Consider the following 24885-nt stretch of genomic DNA (forward strand, 5'->3'; position numbering starts at 1 on the left):
TATGAGAGAACGCGGGAGAAGAAACACATCTTAGATTTGCCGGATGGCAGAAATCGGTAGAAAGACAGCAGGCAGGAATATGGTTCCTGCCTGCCTTTTTTGTTATAGTATAGACAGAAACAAAAGGCCGGCCAGAGTATGATAATAAACAAGGAGGAAGTAATCGTGAGAAATATGAAAAAAGTATGGGCGTTGGTTTTAACTACAGCAATGGCACTGTCCGTATTATCGGGCTGCTCCGGTTCCCAGAAGCCGGAGGCTGCAGCTGCATCCGGGTCGCAGGAACAAAAAACAGAGGAACAGAAGACAGAAGGAGAGAAAACGGAGGCGGCGGGAAACAGCGAGAAGGAGACGGTCACTCTGAGAATGTGGGGCGGCGTTCCTGCCGAGGCAGGTCCTCAGGCGGCCTGTGATAATTTCAATGAGCTGTATAAAGACAAGGGAATCCAGGTGGAGTACGAGCGGTTTGTGAATGACGACACCGGAAACCTGAAGCTGGAGACAAACCTACTGTCCGGCACTGGCGTGGACCTTTATATGACCTATGCCACAGACGTTCTGGCCAAAAGGGCAGGCGGCAATATGGCGCTGGATCTCACCGATCTGATGGCGAGAGACGGATTTGATTTGAAACAGTATTTCGGCAATATGGCGGAAGCGTACTTTGTGGACGGCAAGCCTTACTCCATCCCGACGAAACTGGACCAGTATGGAATCGTTATCAACAAAGACATGTTTGATGCGGCCGGCATTGAGATTCCGACCGAATGGACATATGAAGAATTTGCAGAGACCGCCAGAAAGCTGACTCATGGAGAGGGACAGGATAAAGTGTATGGAATGTTCTGGAATTCCCAGCAGGATCTCACATATTTGTTTACCTATCTGGTAGCGCAGACGAACGGTGGGGATCCGATGTATTTAAGCGGGACGGAAACCAGCTTTACCGATCCGGTCGTTGTTAAATCAGTGGATTTAATCAACAGCATGATGAATGTCGATAAGACATCCCCGACCCATACGGATTCCGTGACACAGAAGCTTTCTCAGGAGGGAATGTTCCTTACCGGAAAATCAGCTATGACAGTCGGCCCGTGGATGGTCCGGAGCATTAAAGACACTGCCACGTATCCTCATGATTTTACCACGGCATTCGCACCGTATCCGGTGGTGGAAAAAGGACAGAGAAACTATACCCAGGGCGGTTACGGCGATCATTTATGCATCAATCCGAAGTCGGAGAATATTGACGCGGCATGGGAATTTGCGAAATGGTACGCAACGGAAGGTATGATTCCGGTCGTGGAAGGCGGAAGAGTACCCGCAGCCAATACGTATAATCCGGAAGAGGTAGCAAAAGCATTTTTAAATGGAGCCGAAGATCACATTGACTTAGATTCCGCCATGAAGATTTTAATTACACCGGCCGATAATTACGCGGTTCCCTCTATTACGAACCATATCGCCGAAGTGAAGAAGGTTGCAACGGAAGAGCTTGAGAAGATCTTTATCGGACAGCAGACTGTAGAAGAAGGAATGGCAAAGGCCAAGGAACGCGCGGATGCCCTCTTGAAGTAGAGACGGACTACGCAGATTTCTGAAAGCGGCCGGAGGCTGGAAAGCCGGTCTCCGGCCATTCTGCGCAAAAAATCAGAGAAAGTGAAGGAAAGGAGAGAGGAAATCGTGAAAAGAAAGATGAGCAGACAGTTAAAAACAGATCTGGTGGGATATTCCTTTATCCTTCCCAATATTATCGGTGTTCTGCTGTTTACGCTGATTCCCATGGTATTTTCACTGGTGATCAGCTTTACGGACTGGGATTACACGCAGGGCCTGGGAAACTGGACATTTGTTGGAATTCAGAACTTTATCGATATGTGGAAGGATGAGTGGTTTATCAGTTCTCTGATCAATACGATCATCTTTGCGGTTACAGTCGTTCCGCTGACCATTTTTCTGGCATTAATACTGGCTGTTGTGATCGACAAGTACTGTGTCGGCAAGCTTCCCATACGACTGGCCCTGTTTATGCCTTATATATCCAATATTGTGGCGGTCGCCATTGTATGGGTGATGATGTATTCTCCCTGGGGACCATTTACCCAGCTGGTTAAATTCTTCGGAGTGGAGAATCCGCCGCAGTGGCTGGGAGACCCGAAGTGGGCGCTGCCCGCGTTAATCATCATGACCATATGGTCGGGTGTAGGCTATGCCAACATGATTTATACCTCCGCGATCCAGGGGCTTCCGAAGGATGTCTACGAGGCGGCCGATATAGACGGTGCGGGGGAGATTACCAAGTTTTTTAAACTGACGGTACCGTTTCTGTCTCCAACCACATTTTTCCTGGTAATTACGACGTTCGTTACGTCTTTCCAGGTATTCGCACCCATTCAGATCATGACGAGAGGCGGCCCGGGAACGGCTACGAATGTGCTCGTATATTATATCTACACGTCTGCGTTTACCTTTTATAAAATGGGATATGCGGCGGCTATGTCATGGATTCTCTTCCTTATCCTGTTTGCAATCACCATCATACAGTGGAAGGGACAGAAGAAATGGGTAAGTTATTAAGAGGGGAGGCGGAAATATGGAAAAACAGGAACGGTTTAACCGGGATAAAATGAAACGGACCGCTGTGAAAATCTTTTTCACCGTGTTGATTGGACTGGTGGCGCTATCCATGGTCACCCCGTTTATCTGGATGGTGTCCGCTTCCATGAAGCTGCCGCTGGATGTTATGAAGCTGCCGATCAAATGGATTCCAGAGTATTTTTATCCGGATAACTATAAAAAAGTATGGAATATAGGAGGAGTCGCGGCGCGGGATTACCATTTCGGGCTGGCATATTTCAACTCCATCAAAATCGCCGTCATCAACCTGACGGGCTCTGTCATCACAAGCACTCTGGCCGGATATGCGTTTGCAAAAATTAAATTCCGGGGTAGCAACGTGTTGTTTCTCCTGTATTTAGCGACGATGATGATTCCGAGTCAGGTGACGCTGATCCCCAAATTTGTGCTCTTTAACAAAATGGGGCTGACGGGCACGCATCTGACCCTGATTCTTCCCGGACTCATTACGATCACGGGAACCTTCCTGATGCGTCAGTACTTCATGCAGATTCCGGATGAACTCCGGGAGTCCGCACGGGTAGACGGGGCAAATGAGTATGTGATATGGGCGCGGATCATGGTGCCGATCGCGAAGCCAAGTATGGCGTCACTCGCTATGGTGGTATTTTTATGGAACTGGAACAGCTATCTGGAGCCGCTGGTATTTTTAAGCGACTGGAGACTGTATACAATTCCGATCGCATTGACGAACTTTATTGAAGAAAGCGTAACAGAATATAATCTGGTAATGGCGGCGGCCTCTTCCGCCCTGATACCGGCGTTTCTGGTGTTTGTTCTGGGTCAGAAATTCCTGGTAAAGGGGCTGGTGGCAGGGGCCGTAAAGGGATAGGAGGTATCCATGAACTACATAGAAGAACCGAAGAGAGAGATTCCGGTCGCCTGGGAAACACAGGTGCTGGTGCTGGGAGCAGGACCGGCCGGAGTTGCGGCAGCCATAACGGCAGCCAGAGAAGGCGCCCGCACCGTACTGATTGAACAGACCGGGGACGTGGGCGGAATTGCCACCGCAGGACTGATGAGTCACTGGACGGGCAATACAGAAGGCGGTATTTATGAGGAAATTCTGGAACGTTCTGCGGAGTGTATGGAGCGGGAAGGCCATCTTTTCAATGGCGGAGCCAGGCAGATCATTAATCCCGAGAGGCTTAAGACTGTACTTCTGGAAATGCTTGTGGAAGCCGGAGCCAAATTGCTCCTATACACCTTTGTCAGTGATGTGGTCATGGAAGGCGATACAATTAAGGGCGTTATTGTGGAGAGCAAATCGGGCCGTCAGGCAATTCTTGCAGATATCGTGATTGATGCCACCGGAGACGGTGATGCAGCAGCGAAGGCAGGAGTCCCCTGCTTTAAAGGCCGAGAGACGGATGGAAAGATGCAGCCCGCCTCTATCATGTTTAAGGTAGCGGGCGTCGATGTGGAACGGGGAGTATTTCCCGGTGGCTTTGAAGAGACGTTCCAGATTCCCGCCGGGGACTTACAGACGCTGGGCCGTCAGTATCTGCCGGAGCCGGCCGGCCACGTTCTGCTCTACAAAACCACTCTTCCGGGTGTAGTCACCTGCAACATGACAAACTGTACCGGAATTGACGGAACAAAGGCAGAGGATTTGACCAGGGCCACATTTGTTTGCAGGGAGCAGATGGACCGCATTGTCGATTTTTTGAGGAAGGTCGTTCCGGGATTTGAAAACTGCTATTTGATCAGCTCCGCCTCTCTGATTGGTATCCGGGAGACGCGGCATTTTGAAGGTGAAAGCACCATCACGGAGCAGGATATTCTGGAGGCCAGAGTATTTGACGATTGGGTGGTGACAAGGGCGAGCTTTAACTTCGACGTTCACAATTTGACAGGGAACGGCCTGGATGAAACGGGAAGCCAGAAGACGTTTAAGCAGAAAAAGGGATATACCATTCCCTATGGCTGCTTTGTTCCGAAGAAGGTGGAAGGTCTGTATCTGGCGGGGCGTGATATATCGGGCACACATATGGCGCATTCCAATTACCGTGTCATGCCAATCTGTGCCAATATGGGTCAGGCGGTGGGAATCGCAGCAGCGCTCTGTGTGAAAAATAAAAAACTGCCCAGGGAGCTGAAGGCGGCACAGGTACAGGAACGACTGTTGGAGCTTGGAGTGAGACCGTGACCACGCGGAAACTATGAGGAGGGAAAGCCTTGGAACAGATGCTTGAAAAACAGTATGATTTCGTAGTCGTTGGGGGCGGACTCGGTGGAATCTGCGCCGCCATAGCGGCGGCCAGAGGCGGGATACGAACCGCACTCGTACATAACCGGCCGGTACTGGGCGGAAATGCCAGCTCGGAGATGCGCATGCATATCTGCGGGGCGGACCACCATATGAGCCGCCCTGATGCCAGGGAAACCGGAATTTTAGAAGAAATCCTTTTGGAAAACAAAAGGCGGAATCCGGAGATGATCTACCCGATTTTCGATGCGGTTCTGTGGGAAAAAGTCCATTACCAGGAGAAGCTGGAACTCTATCTAAATACACAGATGACGGATGTGGTCTGTGACGGGGAGAAAATTACGGCCATCTGTGCGGAGCAGCTGACGACCGAAAAGAAGTTTTATATAAAAGCAAATATGTTTCTGGACGGAACGGGTGACGGTGTTCTCGGAGCGAAGGCCGGAGCAGAGTACCGGATCGGCAGGGAAGCAAAGAGGCAGTACAATGAGGAACTGGCGCCGGAGGAGGGGGATCACTGTACCATGGGAAATTCCCTGATGTTCTCCGCACGCGATATGGGGCATCCCGTCCCATTTGTCAAGCCGTTCTGGGCGAACACCTATACAGAAGAACAGCTGAAATTCAGGGATCACTCCGATGTGACCTCCGGATACTGGTGGATCGAGCTGGGAGGCGGTGAGAAACGTACAATTGAAGATGCGGAGCTGCTCCGCGATGAGCTGTTAAAGGCTGTCTACGGTGTGTGGGACCACATAAAAAACGGCGGCAGCCACGGCGCGGGATGCATGGAGCTGGAATGGGTTGGCTTCCTTCCGGGAAAGCGGGAGAGCCGCCGCCTCATCGGTGATTACGTGCTGACAGAGCATGACTGCCTGGGGGAACAGAATTTTCCCGATACCGTTGCATACGGCGGGTGGCCCATGGATATCCATACTGTCGAGGGCTTTTTAAATGAAGAGGATGATCCGACGGTCTGGAACAAGGTAAACGGGATCTATCCGATTCCATACAGATGCCTGTATTCCAGTAACATAAAGAATCTGTTTCTGGGCGGAAGAGCCATTAGCTGTACCCATGTGGCATTTTCTTCGACCCGGGTGATGGCTACCTGCGCTGTAGCAGGCCAGGCGGCGGGAGTGGCGGCAGCAATAGCTTTGAAAAAGGGCTGTACTCCATCCGGTGTTCTGGAGTTTATAGATGAACTGCAGCAGGAACTGTTAAAGCAGGACTGCTATCTGCCTGGGGTGAGGAACACAGACCCCAAAGATCTGGCAAGAACGATGAAGGTGAGTGCTTCGGATCAGACAGAGGGCTGTCCGCCGGAGAATGTGGTAAATGGAACCGCAAGAAGTGAAGGCGGGGCTTCCAATTGCTGGAGAGCGTCTATAGAAGGAAAGCCTGTCATCACGCTCACGGCAGAACAGCCGATGCTGGTGAAACAGATCAGATTGACACTGGATTCCAATTTAAGCAGGGAGATCACGCCTTCGATTAACCGTGCGGTCCTGAAAAGACAGGAGATGAATCCGCCGTCGGAGCTGATCCGGAATTATACCGTGGAATTTTTTCTGAACGGAAATTCCGTTAAAAGGCTCAGCAGGGAATCCATGGGCCAACGGCTTCAGATCATCGGGTTAGAAGACGAAATACGGTGTGACAGCGTCAGCATCAGAGCGGAATCGACGTACGGAAGCCCTCTGGCCTGTATTTTCGAAATCCGCCTGTATGCCGGGGAAGAATGCGGCAAATAACAGAAAATGGTATGGTCTGCCCTGAAACTGTGATATCAGGACGGCACCATACCATTTTCTTCGGTGGAACCGTTACAGCGTGTTCGCACGATCTGCAACATTTTTGTTAAAATTAATTACCTGATGCTCATAGGTTGCGCCCATCAGCGGAGAGGTGATAATAAAATCCGCGGTCGCCCTGGTATTGGCGATGGGAATATCATAAACCTGAGCGATACGGAGCAGGGCCTTCACATCGGGGTCGTGGGGCTGTGCGGTCAATGGATCGGAGAAGAAGATGACCAGGTCAATTCTCCCTTCTACGATTTTTGCGCCGATCTGCTGGTCACCGCCTAAAGGACCGCTGTTGTAGCCTTTCACCGACAGGCCCGTCTGGTCCGTGATCATGCGCGCTGTGGTGCCGGTTCCGCATAAGGTGTGCTGGCATAAGATGTCTTTATGTTCCTTGCACCACTCGATGAGGGAATGCTTTTCATTGTCATGGGCGATGAGAGCAATATTTTTCTGTTTCTCCAGTGTCAGTGTGATAAAATCTTCCTGTATCATAAGATTCCTCCTGTAAAATATAGATTCTGATGTCTTATCTGGTGGTATTTTCCTTTTTCAAACTCCCTTTTATCATAAATGATTTTTAAACAATTGAATAGTGTAAAATGGTAAAATTCTTTAAAAGAATTGAATTGTAAGGGGATATCAATTGGTATTGTAGGAAAGATTTAAGGAATTCAGGAGTTATTTGCCCGGAATCTATGCTATACTTAATATATCAAAATTGAAGATGCTTGCGGAGGTGGGAGAAATGAAGAGTATTAAATGGAAGATTCTGAGAAGAATCGGGGCGTTTGTTCTGGCAGCCGCGCTGATTGCCGGCGGACAGCCCTTCTGTTCCTGTGCGGATGAGGCTGCGGCAGAAGAAGAGATCGGACCGGGAATCATCCCAAAGGTGAATCCGGAGGATTTGACGCCTCTGGTGGTGAACTACAGCGCCTACCAGGACAGCGTGGGATGGAGTGAGGTTAAGGCCGACAACGACCCGCTGAAGGTTCAGACGGGAAGCTTTGCCAGCGCCATCCGCATGACGGTCTCCGGACAGCCGGAGGTCCTGAAGGGAACGCTTGCCTATCAGGTGAATATCATCGGCAAGGGCTGGCTTGACTGGGGAGAGAATGATGTGGAGATCGGAGCGGCTCCGGAACAGCTTCCGATTGAGGCCGTCGCCATGAAGTTTACCGACAGACTGGGCGAGTATTACGATATCTATTATTCCGTGTGGGAAAATGGCGCATGGACCGAATGGGGCATGAACGGCGCGGCGGCGGGAGCGGAAGGCTCCGGTATCCGTGTGGAAGGCTTAAGGGCCGCGGCTGTGATCAAGGGGGCCGCTCCGCCGGAGATAAAACCGGAGGGAATCGATCCTGCGAAGCCCATGGTGGCCCTTACCTTTGACGACGGGCCGAGCACGCCTGTGACCACGAGGATCTTAAACAGCCTGGAAGCAAATGGAGGCCGGGCCACCTTTTTCATGGTGGGCAACCGTGTCCCCGGAACGCAGGCGGTGGTTCAGCGCATGAACACCCTGGGATGCGAGGTGGCAAACCATACATATGAACACAAGTACTTAACAAAGGTGGGGGACGCGGGAATCCGTTCTCAGGTAGGGCTGACGAATCAGAAGATCGCCGAGGCATGCGGCGTGACTCCGACTTTGGTAAGACCGCCGGGTGGCTTTTATAATCAGGCGTCTCTGGATACACTGGGCTCCATGGGAATGGCGGCCATCATGTGGGACATCGATACGCTGGACTGGAAGACGAGAAACGCGCAGAACACGATCAATGTTGTACTGAATCAGGTAAAGGATGGGGATATTGTGCTGATGCATGATATTTACAGCACTTCGGCGGATGCCGCGGAGGTGATTATTCCGGAACTGGTGAATCGGGGATATCAGTTGGTAACAGTCAGCGAGATGGCCCAGTACCGGGGCGGAATTCAGGCCGGACACGTATATAATCGTTTCCGGCCCTGAGGATTCTTATGCTGCAGTATTAGCTTGGTATAATGCTCTGAAGTGAATACGTAATGGATAAGTCTTTTCTGGAATACGCTTTTTTGAAATTCTGGATAATCCGCTTTAATACCATCTCTCCGTTTTCATAGGTGGCTGTCGGAAGCAGCATAAGGTACTGGCTGACGCTGTACCGGCTGTAGATGTCGCCCCGGCGGAGAGAGGTGCGGATGGACTCACCCAGTTCATCCATGGCCCTCGTCTGTACGGAGGGCTTTAATAATTCTCCCTTTAAGTTGCTGATGGTGATCAGGCACAGGAAGATGGAGTCGCCGGTACGCTCGATGGCGCGGGTCTCCAGCTGATAGACATCCCGGAATACGGAAGGTTCACAGCAGAATGCGCCTTTTTCCTTGGCTCCTTCCATCAACGTCTCCTGGATCGTGCTTAAATCCATGGTGATGCCGTGCTTCTTGTCGCTGATCAGCTTATAAAGCTCTTTAAACCGAGCAGACGGAGTGATGGCGAACTCATTATAAAACATGTCATTGACATGCTGATAGTGTTCCATGGCCATATACTGATTGCCGCTCTGGTAAAGGGCGTAGATCAGATAGTAATGGGCATCCTCCTCATACTGGTCGATCGCAATGGCCTGCTGGCAGACGTCGATGATCGTCGGATAATCCTTCTGCTCATCGAGCAGCAGCAGCGTGCGGTGAATCAGATTCTGATAAAGGGTATGGTAATACGTATGGATCGGTACGACCCAGGATTCCCACTCAGATTTTGGAAGAAAATTACCCTTATAGAGGGCTACCGCCTCCAGACAGAGGGTGAGGCATTCCTCGCTGTTTATATCTGTCGCCTCGGAACGAAGGCATAAGTCCTCAAAACGGTCTGTGTCGGTGATGGTAGTCAGTTCTTTGGTCCAGCCGTAGGCCTTCCTGTTCTGAGTAATTAAGTCCTGAGGCGGAACTCCCAATGGATCTAAAAGCTTCCTGACACGGAACATCAGGGTCTTCAAAGCGCCGGCCGGGTTATTGCTGGCCTCGTCCTTCCAGAATAAATCGATCAGCTCCTCAACCGGGATGTTTCGGTCGCGGAAGGTAATTAAATACTCTAACAGGCTCCAGGGTTTCTTGGACTGGTTGTTCCGGTCCATGATCGTCTGGCTGCCTATCGTTATGGAGAATTCCCCCAACATATTTACATATATGATTTCATTCTTGTTATTCATGAGTATCTCACACTCCCATTTTCTAATATTAGTATAAAGAATAAAAGGAAAAATGTCCAGTACTGCTTGTGAAACATTTTAAATATGAAGGGAGGGGGCGGAAAAAGATTGAGATTTCACCAGAAATCATATATACTGTAGGAAAAAATACATAAAACCGAAGGAAAGTGACAGTATGAAGAAAAAACGTATTGCATCGGTCCTCCTACTGCTGGCCGTGGTGCTGGCGGCGGTAGCGGGAATAAAAACTTATGTGGATTACCAGGTGCGTGCTGCGGCTGAGCGGGAGTATGAGAGTCTTGCGGAACTGGCCAGAGAGACTGAAGCGCCGACCGAGATTTCGACCGAGGCCGAGACGGAAGAGACAGAGGCGCCTTACGTGTCGCCGATCCAGTTTGACGAGCTGCGAAAGATCAATCCGGACATTGTGGGCTGGCTTAAAGTCGAGGGGACTGAGATCGATTACCCTATCGTTCAGACCGGAAATAATGATACTTACTTAAATACGGACTTCGAGGGCAAAAAAAGTGTGGCTGGAGCCATATATCTTGATTATGAGAGTGAACCTGATTTTTCCGGCAGGCATAATATAATTTATGGGCACAATATGAAGAATGGAAGCATGTTCAAAGACATCGTAAAGTATAAGGACGAGGAATATTTCAAGGAACATCAGGATATCACCGTCTATACTCCGGAGTGCGAATACCATTTACGCCCCATGTCTGTGCTTTACACGGAACCGACCGGCATGAGACGGAAGACGAAGTTTGCCACGGAGGAAAGTTTTCAGGCGTATGTGGAAGAGATGACGAAGGGCTGTGATTTTGCACAGATCCCGGAGAAACCGCTGGAGCAGCTCTGGTCCTTCATCACCTGCAGCTATGAATTTAACGACGCCAGAACGATTCTGTACGCTTATGAGGTTGCCGAAGAATAGTTTCAGCGGCGCTCTGTAAAATTATAATAGTTCAGGCGTTAAACGAAATAAGAGAATCTTAATTGAAAAAAGAAAACATGTGTGCTATAGTACATTCTGATTCTGGAAAATCAGTTAGCAGTAAGCCAGTACTGCATTGCGCAAATACCAGTATTGAAAAGAGGAGATAAAAATATGGGCAAGTATTTTGGAACTGACGGTTTCCGAGGGGAAGCCAACGTAACGCTGACAGTAGAAGATGCTTTTAAAGTAGGACGGTTTCTGGGCTGGTACTACGGACAGAGGAAGAAGGGCGATGTATGCCGGATCGTCATCGGAAAAGATACGAGAAGAAGCAGCTACATGTTCGAGTATTCCCTGGTGGCGGGTTTAACCGCATCCGGAGCGGATGCTTATCTGCTTCACGTAACGACGACTCCCAGTGTGTCTTATGTGGTCCGCACAGAGGATTTCGACTGCGGCATCATGATCTCAGCAAGCCATAATCCTTATTATGACAATGGAATCAAGGTAATTAATGGAAACGGAGAGAAGCTGGAAGAGAGCGTAATCGTTGAGATCGAGAAATATCTGGATGGGGAGACTCCTGAGATTCCGCTGGCTAAACGGGATAAGATTGGAAGAACCGTTGATTTTGCCGCCGGCAGAAACCGCTATATCGGATACTTAATTTCCATTGCTACCCGTTCTTTTAAGAATAAGAAGGTGGCGTTAGACTGTGCCAACGGCAGCGCTTCTGCCATTGCCAAGAATGTGTTCGACGCTCTGGGAGCGGAGACTCATGTAATCAGCAACAGTCCCGACGGCCTGAATATCAATACAAAATGCGGTTCTACCCATATCGAGGTGCTGCAGGAGTTCGTGAAGGAGATCGGAGCCGATGTAGGATTTGCCTACGACGGCGACGCGGACCGCTGTATCGCGGTAGATGAGAACGGAAATGTCGTGGATGGCGATGTGATCATGTTCGTCTGCGGTAAGTACATGAAGGAGCAGGGCGCGTTAAAGAATAACAAGGTGGTTACCACCATCATGTCCAACTTCGGCTTATACAAGGCGCTGGACCGAGAGGGAATCGGATACGAAAAGACGGCGGTCGGTGACAAGTACGTTTATGAGAATATGGTAACTTATGGAAACTGTCTGGGCGGCGAGCAGTCCGGCCATATCATATTCAGCAAGCATGCCACCACGGGCGACGGCATCTTAACGTCCTTAAAGGTGATGGAAGTCATGCTGGAGAAGAAGGAGAGCCTGGCTAAGCTGGCTTCTGAGATTGAGATTTATCCGCAGGTGCTTAAAAATGTCCGCGTGAAGGATAAAGCAGCGGCTCAGGACGACGCCGTGGTGAAGGCAGAAGTTTCCAGGGTGACGGAAGCTCTCGGAGACAGCGGAAGAATCCTGCTCCGTCAGTCCGGCACGGAACCGGTAGTCCGTGTCATGGTCGAGGCGGCCGATTTGGAGACGTGTGAGAAGCACGTGGATCAGGTGATCGAAGTGATGAAGCAGCAGGGGCACATCCTGTAAGCGCATGTGACTGGAGGGGCGGCACCCCGGAGGCCCGCGGTCCGGAGGAGAGGAAGTAAAAGTTTGTTCCTCTCCTCCGGGCCGCGGGCTTTCTGTTTTTCCGGGAACTGGCCCGATTTTAACAGATTTTAACCGAGAACTCCCCTGTCCTCTTAGGCGGTGGGGTGAATCGGCTTCGGTTGTAAGGTGTGGTTACGTTCTTTGTAACTATATCGCAACAGCCGATAAACAAAGCTTGAATAGAACGGATAAAAAAGGTATTATATAATGGAGTTGGACAATAATGCGCACTCAGTATTCTTGCGGCATTATCACCCGGTTCTTGTTGTAAATAGCGGGGAAAAGTCTTTGATGATATTGTTTACGAAAGAACAAAATCCATTTTTGAGTATATTGCTCCTAAATATCATAACACATTGATGGAATGGAATCATGACCATGACCATGTGCATGTGCTTGTGCTTTTCCGGGCACATCCTAAATCTGAAATCAGCAAATTCATCAATGCCTGTAAAAGTACATGCGGCAGGCTGATTAAGAAAGTGTTTCCGAGCATAAAGACAAAGCAGTGGAAAGAGTATTTCCGGAGCCAGAGTTTTTGCCTTATTACAGCAGGCAGTGTACCGCTTTCTGTCATAAAGCAATCCATAGAATCGCAGGGAGGTAAGCAGTGAACAAAGCCTTTGTGTTTCGAATCTACCCAGACAGAGAACAGAGAATCCTGCTGGCCAAAACATTTGGCTGTGTCAGGTTCATCTGGAATAAGATGTTATCAGACAAAAAAGACTGCTATGAAACGACAGGCAAATCCTTAAAAACAACTCCTGCAAAGTATAAGAAAGAATATCCCTTTCTTTGTGAAGTGGACAGTCTGGCACTTGCCAATGAACAGTTGTCTTTGGAGAAAGCCTATAAAAACTTCTGGAACGGAAAAGGCAAAGTGGGATTTCCGAAATTCAAAAGCAGACACAGGGACAGGAGTTCCTACACAACAAATTACGTGAACGGAAATATAGAAATCGCAGACAGCAAAATAAAACTGCCAAAACTCAAATGGGTGAAAATAAAACAGCACAGGGATATACCGGAAGATTACAGGCTGAAATCCTGTACGGTATCACAGGACCCGGATGGAAAGTATTATATTTCTGTTTTGTTTGTATACGAAGAAACGGCCACGCAGCAAAAGATAGAAAAAGTAACAGGTTTGGATTTTTCCATGAAAGAGTTATATGTCGATGATCAGGGCCGCACACCTGAATATCCGGGATTTTACCGTAAGGCACAGGAAAAACTGGCAAGGGAGCAAAGAAAGCTGTCTAAATGTGAAAAAGGAAGCAGTAACCGGGCCAGGCAACGAAAAACAGTTGCCAAACTCCACAAAAAAATATCGAACCAGAGAAAAGATTTTCTCCACAAGCAGAGCCGGCAGATAACCAATGCTTACGATGCCGTTGTGGTGGAAAATCTTAACATGAAAGAAATGTCTGAGGCATTACGGTTTGGAAAATCTGTTCACGATAATGGCTGGGGGATGTTTATCCGGTTCCTGCAGTACAAGCTGACAGAAGCAGGAAAACAGCTTGTAAAAGTAGATAAATGGTTTCCGTCAAGCAAAACCTGTTGTGTGTGTGGAAAGAAAAAAGATGAACTTGCCTTGTCAGAACGAGTGTATCTATGCGAGTGCGGGAACATCATGGACAGAGACCAGAATGCAGCAATAAACATAAGGCAGGAGGGACTAAGAGTGTTAGGCATAGCCTGAAACCTTATAGCAACCGTGGGACACACGGGGATAGCTTGTTGATACTGTCGGGATTACCCGGCTTGAACAGGAAGCCCCCACTTCAAGAGAAAATCATCCAGTGAATGATTTTCTCTAAGTGGTGGGAGTATGTCACATTGTAAACGGGCTCAATTCATGATATGATAGGTAGTGCTATAAAGGATGCAAATGTTGAATGCATATGGAGAAAGGCCATTGTTTATGGATAATAAAGACTTTTCAAATTTAGGAGATCAAATCAGGGATTCAGTGCAGGATGCCATAGATTCCATGGATTTTAAACAATTGAACAGAACGATTTCGGACACGGTGAATTTCGCGCTCGACGAGGCCAGAAGCCAGATGCTGGGAGGGCTGGACGCAGCCCGAAGGAGGGATACCGGAAGCAACGGACGAAAGGGACCGGACAAAGGACAGGGCACAGGGCCGGACACAAACGCAGGCGCTTATGATACGGCCGCAGCTGCGGACGCAGGAAGATATGCGGGGAGAGACCGCGGCAGCTGGACGGGATCGGCAGCCGGCAGCGGCCGTACCGGGGAAAGAAGGCGGACAGGCTATGAGAGCCGCCGCTACACCACGGAGAGAACCACCACACGCGCGGAAAGTCCGGGGTACCGCGCCTTTCAGACCAGCGAGACGGCAGGGGAAGACCAGAGAGCGTACCGCGTCAGAAAAATGGCTCCCAATCCGGTTGCCATAAGACTGAATCAGCCAGGGCGCATTTCCGGGATTCTGTTTACCGTGTTTGGCGGTATTGGGCTGGGCGTGGTAGGAATCCTGTTTCTCGTGACATGGATTCTTGCCCTCGTGGTAAAACCGTTTTGGGGAGCCATTCTGGGATCGTCAGGGCTTCTTCTGGTGCTGGGATGCGTCTTCGGCACCATGCTGGGCACCGGTATCTCGACGAGAGGCCGTTTAAAACGGGCCGGACTTTATTTGAAGCAGGCGGGCAGCAGGCTGTTCTGCGATATCGAGGAGCTGGCGCGCAGCATTGGGAAGTCAAGAAGATTCGTTGTCCGCGATTTACAGAAGATGATTGAAAAGGGGATTCTGCCGGAGGCGCATATCGATGAGCAGAAGACCTGTCTGATGTTAAACGAAGAGACGTACAAACAGTATTTAAGCGCCCAGCAGTCCTTAAAACAGAGAGAGAAGGAGATGGCTCTTCTGGCTGAATCGGAAAAGAAGCAGAAGAAGAGTGCAGCGGCTCCTGAAGGAAAGAAAAAGGCAGAGGAAGATGAAAAACAGCTTCCGGAGGGCTTAAGAGAGATGATGGCCCAGGGCCATGAGTATTTAAGAATTCTGCGGGAAGCTAACGATGCGATTCCGGGAGAGGCGATATCCGGGAAGATATCCAGGCTGGAGAATGTCATCAGAAGAATCTTCGAGACAGTGGAGCGCCAGCCGGATCAGATGGAGGAGATGGAGCGTTTTATGGAGTATTATCTCCCAACCACGGTGAAGCTGGTAACCGCGTACCGCGATTTCGACAGAATTGAGATAGAGGGAGACAACATCGTCTCGGCGAAGCATGAGATTGAGGAGACACTGGATACGATCAATACGGCGTTTGAGCGCCTTCTGGATGATTTATACCAGGACGCAGCGATCGATATCACCACTGACGCCTCCGTGCTTCAGACGATGCTGAAAAAGGATGGATTCGCAGAAAGCGATTTTAGTAAAAGCGACTTAACAGGAGGGAAGAATCATGAGTAAAGACATCGAAACGATGATAAACGAGGCACCGGTGCTGACCCTGGACCCATTCAGCACATCGGAGCTTCCGGCGGAGAGCAGCCAGGCGGTGCCTGCAAAGATGGAGGAAGAGAGCTTGACAGAGTCCATTCCCGAGGCGGAGCTGACACCGGAGGAGCGAAAGATGATCGACAGTTTCGCGGCGAGAATTGATCTGACGGATTCCAACCTCGTGCTTCAGTACGGAGCAGGAGCCCAGAAAAAGATCGCTGATTTCTCCGAGGCGGCGCTGGATAACGTTAAGACAAAGGATTTGGGCGAGATCGGCCAGATGTTAAGCAGCGTGGTGACGGAGCTTAAAAGCTTCGAGGCGGAGGACGAGGATAAGGGCTTCTTCGGCTTCTTTAAGAAGAGCTCCAACAAGCTGGAAAGCATGAAGGCAAAGTACAACAAGGCTGAGATCAATGTGAACCAGATCTGCAAGATTCTGGAGAACCATCAGATTCAGCTTTTAAAGGATATTGCGCTGCTGGACAAGATGTACGACTTAAACACGACTTACTTTAAGGAACTGAGCATGTACATTCTGGCGGGCAAGAAGAAACTGAATGAGGTTCGCGGAAGCGAGCTGCCGGCTCTCATGGACAAGGCTCATAAGACCGGCCTTCCGGAGGATGCGCAGGCGGTCAACGATATGGCGTCTCTCTGCAACCGGTTTGAGAAGAAGATCCATGATCTGGAGCTGACCCGTATGATCTCCATTCAGATGGCGCCTCAGATCCGTCTGGTGCAGAATAATGATACACTGATGTCGGAGAAGATCCAGTCGACCATCGTCAATACGATCCCGCTCTGGAAGAGCCAGATGGTTCTGGCTATCGGAATCAACCATTCCGAACAGGCAGCCAGAGCCCAGAGGGAAGTCACCGACATGACGAACGAGCTGCTGAGAAAGAACGCCGAGGTCTTAAAGACGGCTACCATCGAGACGGCCAAAGAGTCGGAACGCGGAATCGTGGATATGGAGACCCTTAAGATTACCAATGAATCCCTGATCACCACGCTGGACGAAGTGGTCCGTATACAGACGGAAGGCCGCCAGAAGAGGAGAGAGGCGGAGACGGAACTGGCCCGTATGGAAGGCGAGTTAAAGCAGAAGCTTCTGCAGCTGAGCAATTAAACTTAACGAAGATTTTTGTTGTAACTCAATTCTGAACGTGCTATAATAGTATAACACTTTACCTCGGCAAATTCCGGGAGGGTGATTCTTATAGTAAAGGAATGATGAAGATGGGGTTAGACCTGTAAAAACCACGTTGTTCATTGTCAAGAAGTATAGCGTGATTTATCGACTCCAAAGCCCTGGATGAAGATAAAAGGGAATGAATCGAATAAAAATTATAATTTGGAGGAGAAAACCATGTTAAACTATCAGAGATATAAGCGGGTACCAGTAATCAATTATCCGGAGAGACAATGGCCGTACAAAGAGATTGAAAAAGCACCGATCTGGTGCAGCGTTGACTTAAGAGATGGAAACCAGGCGCTCATTGAGCCCATGGTTGTGGAAGAGAAGATTGAGATGTTCAACCTTCTTGTGAAGCTTGGTTTTAAGGAGATTGAGATCGGATTTCCGGCCGCTTCCCAGATTGAGTTTGATTTCTTAAGACAGCTCGTAGAAAGGAAACTGATTCCTGATGATGTGGTAGTCCAGGTTCTGGTTCAGTGCCGTGAGCATCTGATTAAAAGGACGTTTGAGGCTATTCAGGGAATTAAGAAGGCGATTGTACATATTTATAATTCCACCTCCACTCTGCAGAGGGATGTGGTATTTCACAAGAGCAAAGAGGAGATCAAGGAGATTGCCGTAGAAGGCACAGAGATGGTAAAGAAGTACATGGACGGTTTTGACGGGGAAGTGATCCTCGAATATTCACCGGAAAGCTTTACCGGAACGGAACTTGATTTCGCGCTTGATATCTGTACGGCAGTACAGGATACATGGGGAGCGACTCCCGAGAAGAAGATCATTATCAATCTTCCTTCGACCGTGGAGATGACGACTCCTAACGTTTACGCAGACCAGATTGAGTGGATGGACCGTCACTTCAAGAACCGTGACAGCATCATTTTAAGCGTTCATCCCCATAACGACCGCGGCACCGGTATCGCGGCCACGGAGCTTGCGCTTCTGGCAGGCGCTGACAGGGTGGAGGGAACTCTGCTCGGCAACGGCGAACGGACCGGCAACGTGGATATTCTGACCGTGGCATATAATATGTTCTCCCAGGGCATCAATCCCGAGTTAAACCTGGAGAATATCCGTGAGATCGTGGACGTATGTGAACGGTGCACCAAGATGGAGGTCGAGCCGAGACATCCGTACGCAGGAAAGCTCGTCTTTACCGCGTTCTCCGGTTCCCATCAGGATGCCATCAACAAGGGCATGCAGGCCATGCACGAGAGAAACCAGGAGCACTGGGAGGTTCCGTACCTTCCGATCGATCCGGCGGATATCGGCAGACAGTACGAACCAATCGTGCGCATCAACAGCCAGTCCGGCAAGGGCGGCGTGGCGTTCGTCATGGATACATTCTATGGTTTCAGGCTTCCGAAGGGAATGCACAAGGAATTTGCCGATGTCATTCAGGCGATTTCCGAGAAACAGGGTGAGGTTGCGCCTGAGCAGATCATGGATGAGTTCAAGAGGAATTACAGCGAGCGCAAGGAACCGATCCATTTCCGTAAGTGCCAGATTACGGAGGCCGAGGACGATACCGAGTTCTCAACACTGGCCAAGGTCCGTTATACCGACCACGGCGTGGAGAAGGTCTTTGAAGGCGTCGGAAACGGTCCTATCGATGCGGTGCAGAAGGGACTTGAGAAAGCGCTGGGAATTGAAATCCGGGTACTGGATTACAACGAGCACGCACTTACTTCCGGTTCAGGAGCACAGGCGGCTTCCTATATCCACCTGCTGGATGTGAAGTCCGGACGCGCCACATACGGCGTGGGCATCAGCTCCAACATCACCAGAGCCTCAATCAGAGGTATCTTTAGTGCGGTAAACCGTCTGTTTTATTAAAAAGAAAGAGATATAGCAGAAGCTGCTGCAGAACGACTGAGCGACCGGTCGTTTTGCAGCAGCTTTTTTGTTCACAGGAAAGTTCGTCCTATGAAACATACTCCTATTACTTTAATTTAACGGATACTCTGTGCCGTTGACAGAAATGGACTGTATCTCGGTTACCAGGATAATCCGGCCGAATTCACCGGCTATTGCAAGCTTTCCGCTGGGATTCCTCTGCCCGTATGTGGTGGTGACAAGCGGTCCGGTTATAGGATCTTCTCCGATGACAACGCCGCCGCCTCCGGTTATCGTGCCGCCTTCGCCGGAGTCGAAGGACATGGGCGTGATTAAATCTTCCTGTGATCCGTCCTTAAAGGTAAGGCTGATGGAAGGCGTGGGAAGTCCGCCGGAGGCAGCGCCTTCACTTCCGATAACCAGGAAGCCTAAGGGGGAGATCTGGAGCGTCTCAATCGTCAGACTGCTGTCAATAGCCTGATTGATGGTAAGCTCTGCAGCGGCCGCCGAGCCTTTGATATCCGATTCCAGGGTTAAGTTTCCCAGACTTTCGGACAGGGAGACTTTCATATTCCAGCCGGTACAGTCGGTCAGGGAATCCAGCTGAATGTGGTAAAAATGCTGGCTTTTCGATGAAAATTCCGTCAGTTCCGTGCAGGTAAAGGCCATAGTTTGTTCCTCCTGCTCAGGACTGGAGACGGGAGGCTGAAGCTCTACCTGGAACAGATTGAAAGGATCTGTTTTTTCGATGTCTTTGTCGGCCTTGCCGGATACGGTCTTCAGCGATACAATGAGGTTGATCTTGTAGCCGTCTGTCAGCATGCTGTCCAGCGCCATTTGCCGGGTGCCGTCCGTGACGGTAATTTCAGGTGTCAGAATATCCTGTCTGGCATTGTCAACCGTGTTTCCGTAGATGGAGCGGAAATACTCGAAGCCTCCTGCCATGGCAAACGCAGTCGTTGCAAACAGGCAGAAGACAGCGGCGATCGCCGCAATTTTCCATGTGTTCTTTTTCATATTTACTCTTTTCCCGGCCGGTGCGGCCGTTTTCTGTTCCGGATGCAGCTTCTGAAATACGATATCTTCTATGCGCTGCTCCGAGGGGTGCAAGTCTGTCATATTGGTCACTTCCAGGTCTTCCATATATTGCGGGTCCATCCGGGAACATAAATCACTGATTTTTATCTTTTTATTCATATTGATATCCCCTTTCTTCAAAGATCCCTTTTATCCGTTTGCGGCAACGGTGCAGCTTTGTACGGATTGTCGACTGGTTCATGGCCAGCCGTCTGCCGATGGCCTCGATGCGCTCACCCAGAAAGTAAAATCGGATAAAGATTTCCCTGTCCGGCTCGCCGAAGGCTTCCACTGCCGAATTGATAATCTGTGTCTGCTCCCGTTTGATGGCCAGTTCATCGGGATTTTCCCCGGCCTGCAATGTGATGATGTCATCATCAAAGGGCAGGGCAGCTTCTCCGCGCTTTCGCAGTCTGCTGATCGCCGTATTGCGGGCGGCCTGCGCCAGATAGGGGCGCAGCGGCCTGTCCTCCATGAGGCCGGCTGCATGGTTCCAGACGGACAGAAACACGTCGGCGGACAGTTCCTCCACATCCTCCACGCTCAGGATCCCCTGGGAAATGTTGCAGATAATAGCCGCTACATAGCCGGAATACTGCTTCATTAAGTCCCGGAGGCCGTCCTCCTCCCTGCGCTTTAGCTTTTGGATGATTTCGTAGTCATTCATGATATCCTCCTTTTTATGTATCTCACCTATCAGTACGCAGTCTGTCAGAAAATGTTTCAGTTTATTCAAACTTTTTTATTTCCGCGCAAGGCAGAAACGCAGAGACCGCGGCAGCCTTCCGAGAAAGGCGCCGCGGTCTCCAAATGGGTTTGCTGAGCTATAGCGGATAGATGTTCAGCCGTTTTATTTTGCCGTTCTCATCCGTCTCGGATAAGAAGGCGGTAACCGGTACGACGTGATCGTGGTAGGTAATAAAGTACCATACGGTATTATCCCCCACGTATTTGACACTGTGAATGGGAAATGGTCCCCCGTTGAATCCAAATTTGTGGTGGAACATCATTTCCACGGCCATCCTTCCTTCCAGGTGGATGGTGTCCATGCCGGCTTTTATAACGGACGAATCGTGAAGAACACCGTACTCATTAAACAGATCGGCCAGTGCCACTTCGTCGCCCTTTTTCATGCATTCAATATACTGCTCTAAGATTGTCATCACTTTTTCCTCCTTATTTAAATCTGCTCTGAACGAAGCAGGGCGTCAATGCCGCCGTCAACGAACAGAATGACTCCGTTGATGCCGCTTGCCAGTGGAGAAGCCAGGAACACAATTCCATTGGCGATCTCCTGGGCGTCCAGGAATTCCCTGCGTCCGTAGCGGGTCGGTATCGGGATTAATAAGGCGGCTTCCATCTGGGCGTCTGTCATACCCTGGGGCATCGGTGTCGTCGTGTTGCCGGGGGCCACAGAGTTGATTCTCAGTCCGTCTACGGCCCAGGAAGGAGAAATCCGACGGACCCAGCGGGCGAGTGCGTGTTTGGAGGAGCTGTAGCAGGACGGTGTCTGATTCCTGGGGATATCATCCGCCAGTTCCAGAATTCTGTCTTCATCCATGACGTTGGAGAGCATATCAACCCAGTCCATACGCACCGTCATGTTGGTGATGGAGTTGGAGGAGGTGATGACACAGTTGCCGCGTTTCTTCTTAAGTAATGGTCTTAAGCCTTCCGCCAACTGAATGCTGGCAAAGAAGTTCAGGGCAAATATCATCTTGGGCGGTGCGGTCGGGCCGACACCTGCATTACAGATCAGAACGTCGATTCCGTCGGGATACTTCTCAAAGACCGCCTCGATGGCGCCCTGGCGTCCCTCCTTCGTGGTCAGATCGGCCAGGTAGTCTCCGCCCTTATAATCAATGTTAAATACCTCATGGCCCTGGTCCAGTAATGTCTTTCGTACCGCTGCTCCGATTCCGGTTGTTCCGCCGGTAATTACATATGTACTCACGGTTCTTACCTCTCTTTCTCCCATCTGTTTCATGGTGATACCTAAATAATAGTAATTATTATTAACTTATGAAAATAGCATATCATGTCATGAATTGATTGTCAATTAAAATAAATATTTCACAATCTACGATTAAAAAAAGGACAAACAGGTATTGTTGTTGCACAAAAATGGTGGTAAACTGGGACTATAAAAAATCCTGCATAAGAAAAGCGGGGAAAGAAAGGAGACAGAATATGGCAAAATTTCAGTGTGGTGTGTGCGGATTTGTTTATGATGAGGAAAAAGAAGGGAAACCTTTTGAAGATCTGAAAGAATGTCCGGTGTGCAGGCAGCCGGCCTCTGTGTTTGCCCCGTTAAAGGAAGCAGAGGAGGAAGCTGCATTGACGAAGGAGGAGGCAGTATCCGCGGAATCTGTGGATATCGGTGAAAATCGGCCGAAGGGCCTGGAATACGATCCAAAGTATGCGAGACAGGACAGTACCTGCCGCTATATGAAAGAGATTCATGAGATGGCGGTGAGCGGGAAGACGATTATCGACGCCATGGGCACAAAGATGGCCATGCCAAATTGGGATGATATCCTGATTCTGGGTGCGCAGCTGAATCCACCGCCTTTGATGGAGCACGATCCGGTGAATATCACCACGGTGATCGGCAAGCGCGCGAAAAAGCCCATGGTGCTGGACGGACCGGTCTACATATCCCATATGTCCTTCGGCGCGATGTCGAAGGAGATGAAGGTGGCGCTGGCAGAGGGAAGCGCCATGGCCAGGACTGCCATGTGCAGCGGTGAGGGCGGAATACTGCCGGAGGAGAAGGCCGCGGCTTACAAGTATATCTTTGAGTACGTACCCAATAAATACAGCGTGACGCCTGAGAATCTCCAGGAGGCGGACGCCATCGAAATCAAGATCGGCCAGGGAACGAAGCCCGGGATGGGCGGCCATCTGCCGGGAGAAAAGGTAACTCCCGAGATTGCTGCGATCCGTAATAAGCCGCTGGGCAAGGACGTGATCAGCCCTTCCAAATTTGAAGATATCCGCAGCAAAGAGGATCTTAAGGACCTGGTAACCCAGCTGCGCCTTGCGTCTGACGGACGGCCCATTGGGATCAAGATCGCGGCGGGAAGAATTGAAAAGGATTTGGAGTACTGTGTGTTCGCAGAACCTGATTTTATCACCATAGATGGCAGAGGAGGCGCTACGGGAGCCAGTCCGAAGCTGGTACGGGATTCCACCAGCGTTCCCACGGTCTTCGCCCTGTCACGGGCGAGAAAGTATTTAGATGAGGCAGGAGCCGACATTGATCTGGTGATCACAGGCGGACTGCGGGTCTCCTCCGATTTTGCAAAGGCCATTGCCATGGGCGCGGATGCCGTGGCGGTAGCGTCTGCGGGCCTGATTGCGGCGGCATGTCAGCAGTACCGGATCTGCGGGAGCGGAAACTGTCCGGTTGGAGCGGCCACGCAGGACCCGGAACTGAGAAAAAGGTTTAATGTCTGTGCCGCGTCTGCACGTGTCGGCAACTTTTTAAAATGCAGCTTTGAGGAACTGAAAACATACGCGCGGATTACCGGTCATGAAGATATCCATGATATGACGGTGGACGATCTGTGCACGATTAACCGGGAGATTTCGGAATTTACGGATATCCGGCATGCGTAAGCCGGAAGACATATGAGATACATAAGATACGGCGGCCGTTGTTTACATTTCCGGGCAGATATAGTACAATGATGGGCAGATGATTACAGAACAGGAGAACACAAAACATGAAAAAGTATGATTACGTACTGGCAGGCAGCGGACTCTATTCCGGAGTCTTCGCATATCTGGCGGGAAAAAAGGGCAAGAAGTGTCTGGTGGTGGAAAAGCGGGATCATATTGGCGGCAATATTTACTGTGAGGACGTGGAAGGCATCCATGTTCATCGTTACGGCGCGCACATTTTCCATACCAGCAACCGGGAGGTCTGGAAATTTGTGAACGAACTGGCAGAGTTCAACCGCTATACCAACAGCCCGGTGGCAAATTATAAGGGTGAAATGTACAATATGCCTTTCAACATGAATACATTCAGCAGGATGTGGGGCGTATCCACTCCGGCGGAGGCGAAAAAGAAGATCGAGGAACAGAAGGCCTCAGTAAAGGGAGAACCGAAGAATCTGGAAGAACAGGCCATCAGTCTGGTGGGCATGGATTTATACCAGAAGCTGATCAAGGGCTATACGGAGAAACAGTGGGGCCGTGACTGCAAGGACTTGCCGTCCTTTATCATCAAGCGGATTCCAGTGCGTTTTACGTATGATAATAATTATTTTAATGACCTGTTTCAGGGAATTCCGGTAGGCGGCTATAACGTAATTATAGACAAGCTGTTCGAGGGATGCGACATCGAGACGGGAGTGGATTACCTGGAGAATAAGGAGCGGTATGACGGTCTGGGCGATACGGTCGTCTATACGGGGACTATCGACGCTTACTTCGGATACCGTTACGGGAAGCTGGAGTACAGAAGCCTGCGTTTTGAGAGCGAGACGGTGGACACCGATAATTATCAGGGTGTTGCTGTGGTAAACTACACAGACAGGGAGACTCCGTATACGCGGATTATCGAGCATAAACATTTTGAATTCGGAACCCAGCCTAAATCGGTGATCACCCGGGAGTATCCGGTGACCTGGAGTGAGGGCATGGAACCGTACTATCCGGTCAACGACGAGAAAAATCAGGAGCTGTTCCAGAAATACGCGGTCCTGGCAGATGGCGAAAAGAACGTGATCTTCGGCGGCCGGCTGGGCGAATACAAGTATTACGATATGGATAAGGTGATTGAATCGGCGATGAAAAAGGCCGGAGAGGTGCTGGGAGTATAAACGGGATCTCGGCGGAATAATATAGAACGTGATACAAATTCAGAGTGGAGGCCGCAGGAAACTGCTGCCTCCATTTGACACATTCGGGC

Annotated in this window: 20 protein-coding genes and 1 pseudogene; 15 read left to right on the forward strand and 6 right to left on the reverse strand. The window is 50.0% G+C overall.

Annotated elements, in window-relative coordinates:
- The first annotated feature begins 174 nt into the window (after positions 1-174).
- The 5 genes from DFR60_RS04605 to DFR60_RS04625 all read left to right on the forward strand — a co-directional run bounded on the left by DFR60_RS04605 (position 175) and on the right by DFR60_RS04625 (position 6600).
- Positions 175-1578: an ABC transporter substrate-binding protein gene (locus DFR60_RS04605; protein ID WP_243004985.1), complete on the forward strand. Its 1404-nt coding sequence runs from the start codon at positions 175-177 to the stop codon at positions 1576-1578.
- 105 nt (positions 1579-1683) lie between these two features.
- Entirely contained in the window at positions 1684-2577 is an 894-nt protein-coding gene (locus DFR60_RS04610; RefSeq protein ID WP_243004975.1) for a carbohydrate ABC transporter permease, read from the forward strand.
- 16 nt (positions 2578-2593) lie between these two features.
- On the forward strand, positions 2594-3469 hold the full coding sequence (locus tag DFR60_RS04615; RefSeq protein ID WP_110321860.1) for a carbohydrate ABC transporter permease: 876 nt from the start codon (positions 2594-2596) through the stop codon (positions 3467-3469).
- 9 nt (positions 3470-3478) lie between these two features.
- Positions 3479-4786: an FAD-dependent oxidoreductase gene (locus DFR60_RS04620; protein WP_110321861.1), complete on the forward strand. Its 1308-nt coding sequence runs from the start codon at positions 3479-3481 to the stop codon at positions 4784-4786.
- A 38-nt stretch (positions 4787-4824) separates the two neighbouring features.
- Positions 4825-6600, forward strand: a complete 1776-nt coding sequence (locus tag DFR60_RS04625) for an FAD-dependent oxidoreductase (protein ID WP_110322064.1) — start codon at positions 4825-4827, stop codon at positions 6598-6600.
- 72 nt (positions 6601-6672) lie between these two features.
- Here DFR60_RS04625 and DFR60_RS04630 read toward each other — a convergent pair whose 3' ends face one another.
- Positions 6673-7146, reverse strand: a complete 474-nt coding sequence (locus DFR60_RS04630; RefSeq protein ID WP_110321862.1) for a methylglyoxal synthase — start codon at positions 7144-7146, stop codon at positions 6673-6675.
- A gap of 253 nt (positions 7147-7399) precedes the next feature.
- Here DFR60_RS04630 and DFR60_RS04635 point away from each other — a divergent pair, with 253 nt between their 5' ends.
- Positions 7400-8629: a polysaccharide deacetylase family protein gene (locus DFR60_RS04635; RefSeq protein WP_243004976.1), complete on the forward strand. Its 1230-nt coding sequence runs from the start codon at positions 7400-7402 to the stop codon at positions 8627-8629.
- 19 nt (positions 8630-8648) lie between these two features.
- On the opposite strand, the gene DFR60_RS04640 is transcribed toward DFR60_RS04635, so the two are convergent.
- Complete coding sequence (locus tag DFR60_RS04640; RefSeq protein ID WP_110321863.1) at positions 8649-9848, reverse strand: AfsR/SARP family transcriptional regulator; 1200 nt, start codon at positions 9846-9848, stop codon at positions 8649-8651.
- Between the two features lie 175 nt (positions 9849-10023).
- Between DFR60_RS04640 and srtB the strand changes: the two genes are divergently transcribed.
- From srtB to leuA, 7 genes and pseudogenes are all read left to right on the forward strand, one after another.
- A complete protein-coding gene (srtB, locus tag DFR60_RS04645; protein ID WP_110321864.1) occupies positions 10024-10788 on the forward strand; it encodes a class B sortase in 765 nt (254 codons plus the stop codon).
- Between the two features lie 174 nt (positions 10789-10962).
- On the forward strand, positions 10963-12315 hold the full coding sequence (gene glmM / locus DFR60_RS04650; RefSeq protein WP_110321865.1) for a phosphoglucosamine mutase: 1353 nt from the start codon (positions 10963-10965) through the stop codon (positions 12313-12315).
- 267 nt (positions 12316-12582) lie between these two features.
- Positions 12583-12989, forward strand: a pseudogene (tnpA, locus tag DFR60_RS04655) (IS200/IS605 family transposase).
- An 11-nt stretch (positions 12990-13000) separates the two neighbouring features.
- The gene (locus tag DFR60_RS04660) at positions 13001-14080 is read left to right on the forward strand and encodes an RNA-guided endonuclease InsQ/TnpB family protein (protein ID WP_341457922.1); all 1080 of its coding nucleotides are present in this window, start codon (positions 13001-13003) and stop codon (positions 14078-14080) included.
- Positions 14081-14371: 291 nt separating this feature from the next.
- Positions 14372-15823: a 5-bromo-4-chloroindolyl phosphate hydrolysis family protein gene (locus DFR60_RS04665; RefSeq protein WP_243004977.1), complete on the forward strand. Its 1452-nt coding sequence runs from the start codon at positions 14372-14374 to the stop codon at positions 15821-15823.
- Entirely contained in the window at positions 15816-16982 is a 1167-nt protein-coding gene (locus tag DFR60_RS04670) for a toxic anion resistance protein (protein ID WP_110321868.1), read from the forward strand. The genes DFR60_RS04665 and DFR60_RS04670 overlap by 8 nt, the downstream gene beginning before the upstream one ends.
- A gap of 240 nt (positions 16983-17222) precedes the next feature.
- Positions 17223-18887: a 2-isopropylmalate synthase gene (gene leuA / locus DFR60_RS04675; protein ID WP_110322066.1), complete on the forward strand. Its 1665-nt coding sequence runs from the start codon at positions 17223-17225 to the stop codon at positions 18885-18887.
- A 111-nt stretch (positions 18888-18998) separates the two neighbouring features.
- On the opposite strand, the gene DFR60_RS04680 is transcribed toward leuA, so the two are convergent.
- The 4 genes from DFR60_RS04680 to DFR60_RS04695 form a co-directional block, all read right to left on the reverse strand.
- Complete coding sequence (locus tag DFR60_RS04680; protein WP_110321869.1) at positions 18999-20084, reverse strand: DUF4179 domain-containing protein; 1086 nt, start codon at positions 20082-20084, stop codon at positions 18999-19001.
- Positions 20077-20631: an RNA polymerase sigma factor gene (locus tag DFR60_RS04685; RefSeq protein ID WP_110322067.1), complete on the reverse strand. Its 555-nt coding sequence runs from the start codon at positions 20629-20631 to the stop codon at positions 20077-20079. The genes DFR60_RS04680 and DFR60_RS04685 overlap by 8 nt, the downstream gene beginning before the upstream one ends.
- 157 nt (positions 20632-20788) lie before the next feature.
- The gene (locus tag DFR60_RS04690) at positions 20789-21127 is read right to left on the reverse strand and encodes a hypothetical protein (protein WP_002604815.1); all 339 of its coding nucleotides are present in this window, start codon (positions 21125-21127) and stop codon (positions 20789-20791) included.
- A gap of 17 nt (positions 21128-21144) precedes the next feature.
- Positions 21145-21918, reverse strand: a complete 774-nt coding sequence (locus DFR60_RS04695) for an SDR family oxidoreductase (RefSeq protein WP_110322068.1) — start codon at positions 21916-21918, stop codon at positions 21145-21147.
- Between the two features lie 236 nt (positions 21919-22154).
- On the opposite strand from DFR60_RS04695, the gene DFR60_RS04700 reads away from it, so the two are divergent.
- Together DFR60_RS04700 and glf are read left to right on the forward strand one after the other, a co-directional pair.
- On the forward strand, positions 22155-23585 hold the full coding sequence (locus tag DFR60_RS04700; protein WP_110321870.1) for a glutamate synthase-related protein: 1431 nt from the start codon (positions 22155-22157) through the stop codon (positions 23583-23585).
- A gap of 107 nt (positions 23586-23692) precedes the next feature.
- Positions 23693-24796 (forward strand): UDP-galactopyranose mutase, encoded by a 1104-nt coding sequence (glf, locus tag DFR60_RS04705; RefSeq protein ID WP_110321871.1) that lies wholly within the window; start codon positions 23693-23695, stop codon positions 24794-24796.
- Positions 24797-24885: the final 89 nt, after the last annotated feature.

The sequence above is a fragment of the Hungatella effluvii genome (assembly GCF_003201875.1).
Taxonomy (GTDB): domain Bacteria; phylum Bacillota; class Clostridia; order Lachnospirales; family Lachnospiraceae; genus Hungatella; species Hungatella effluvii.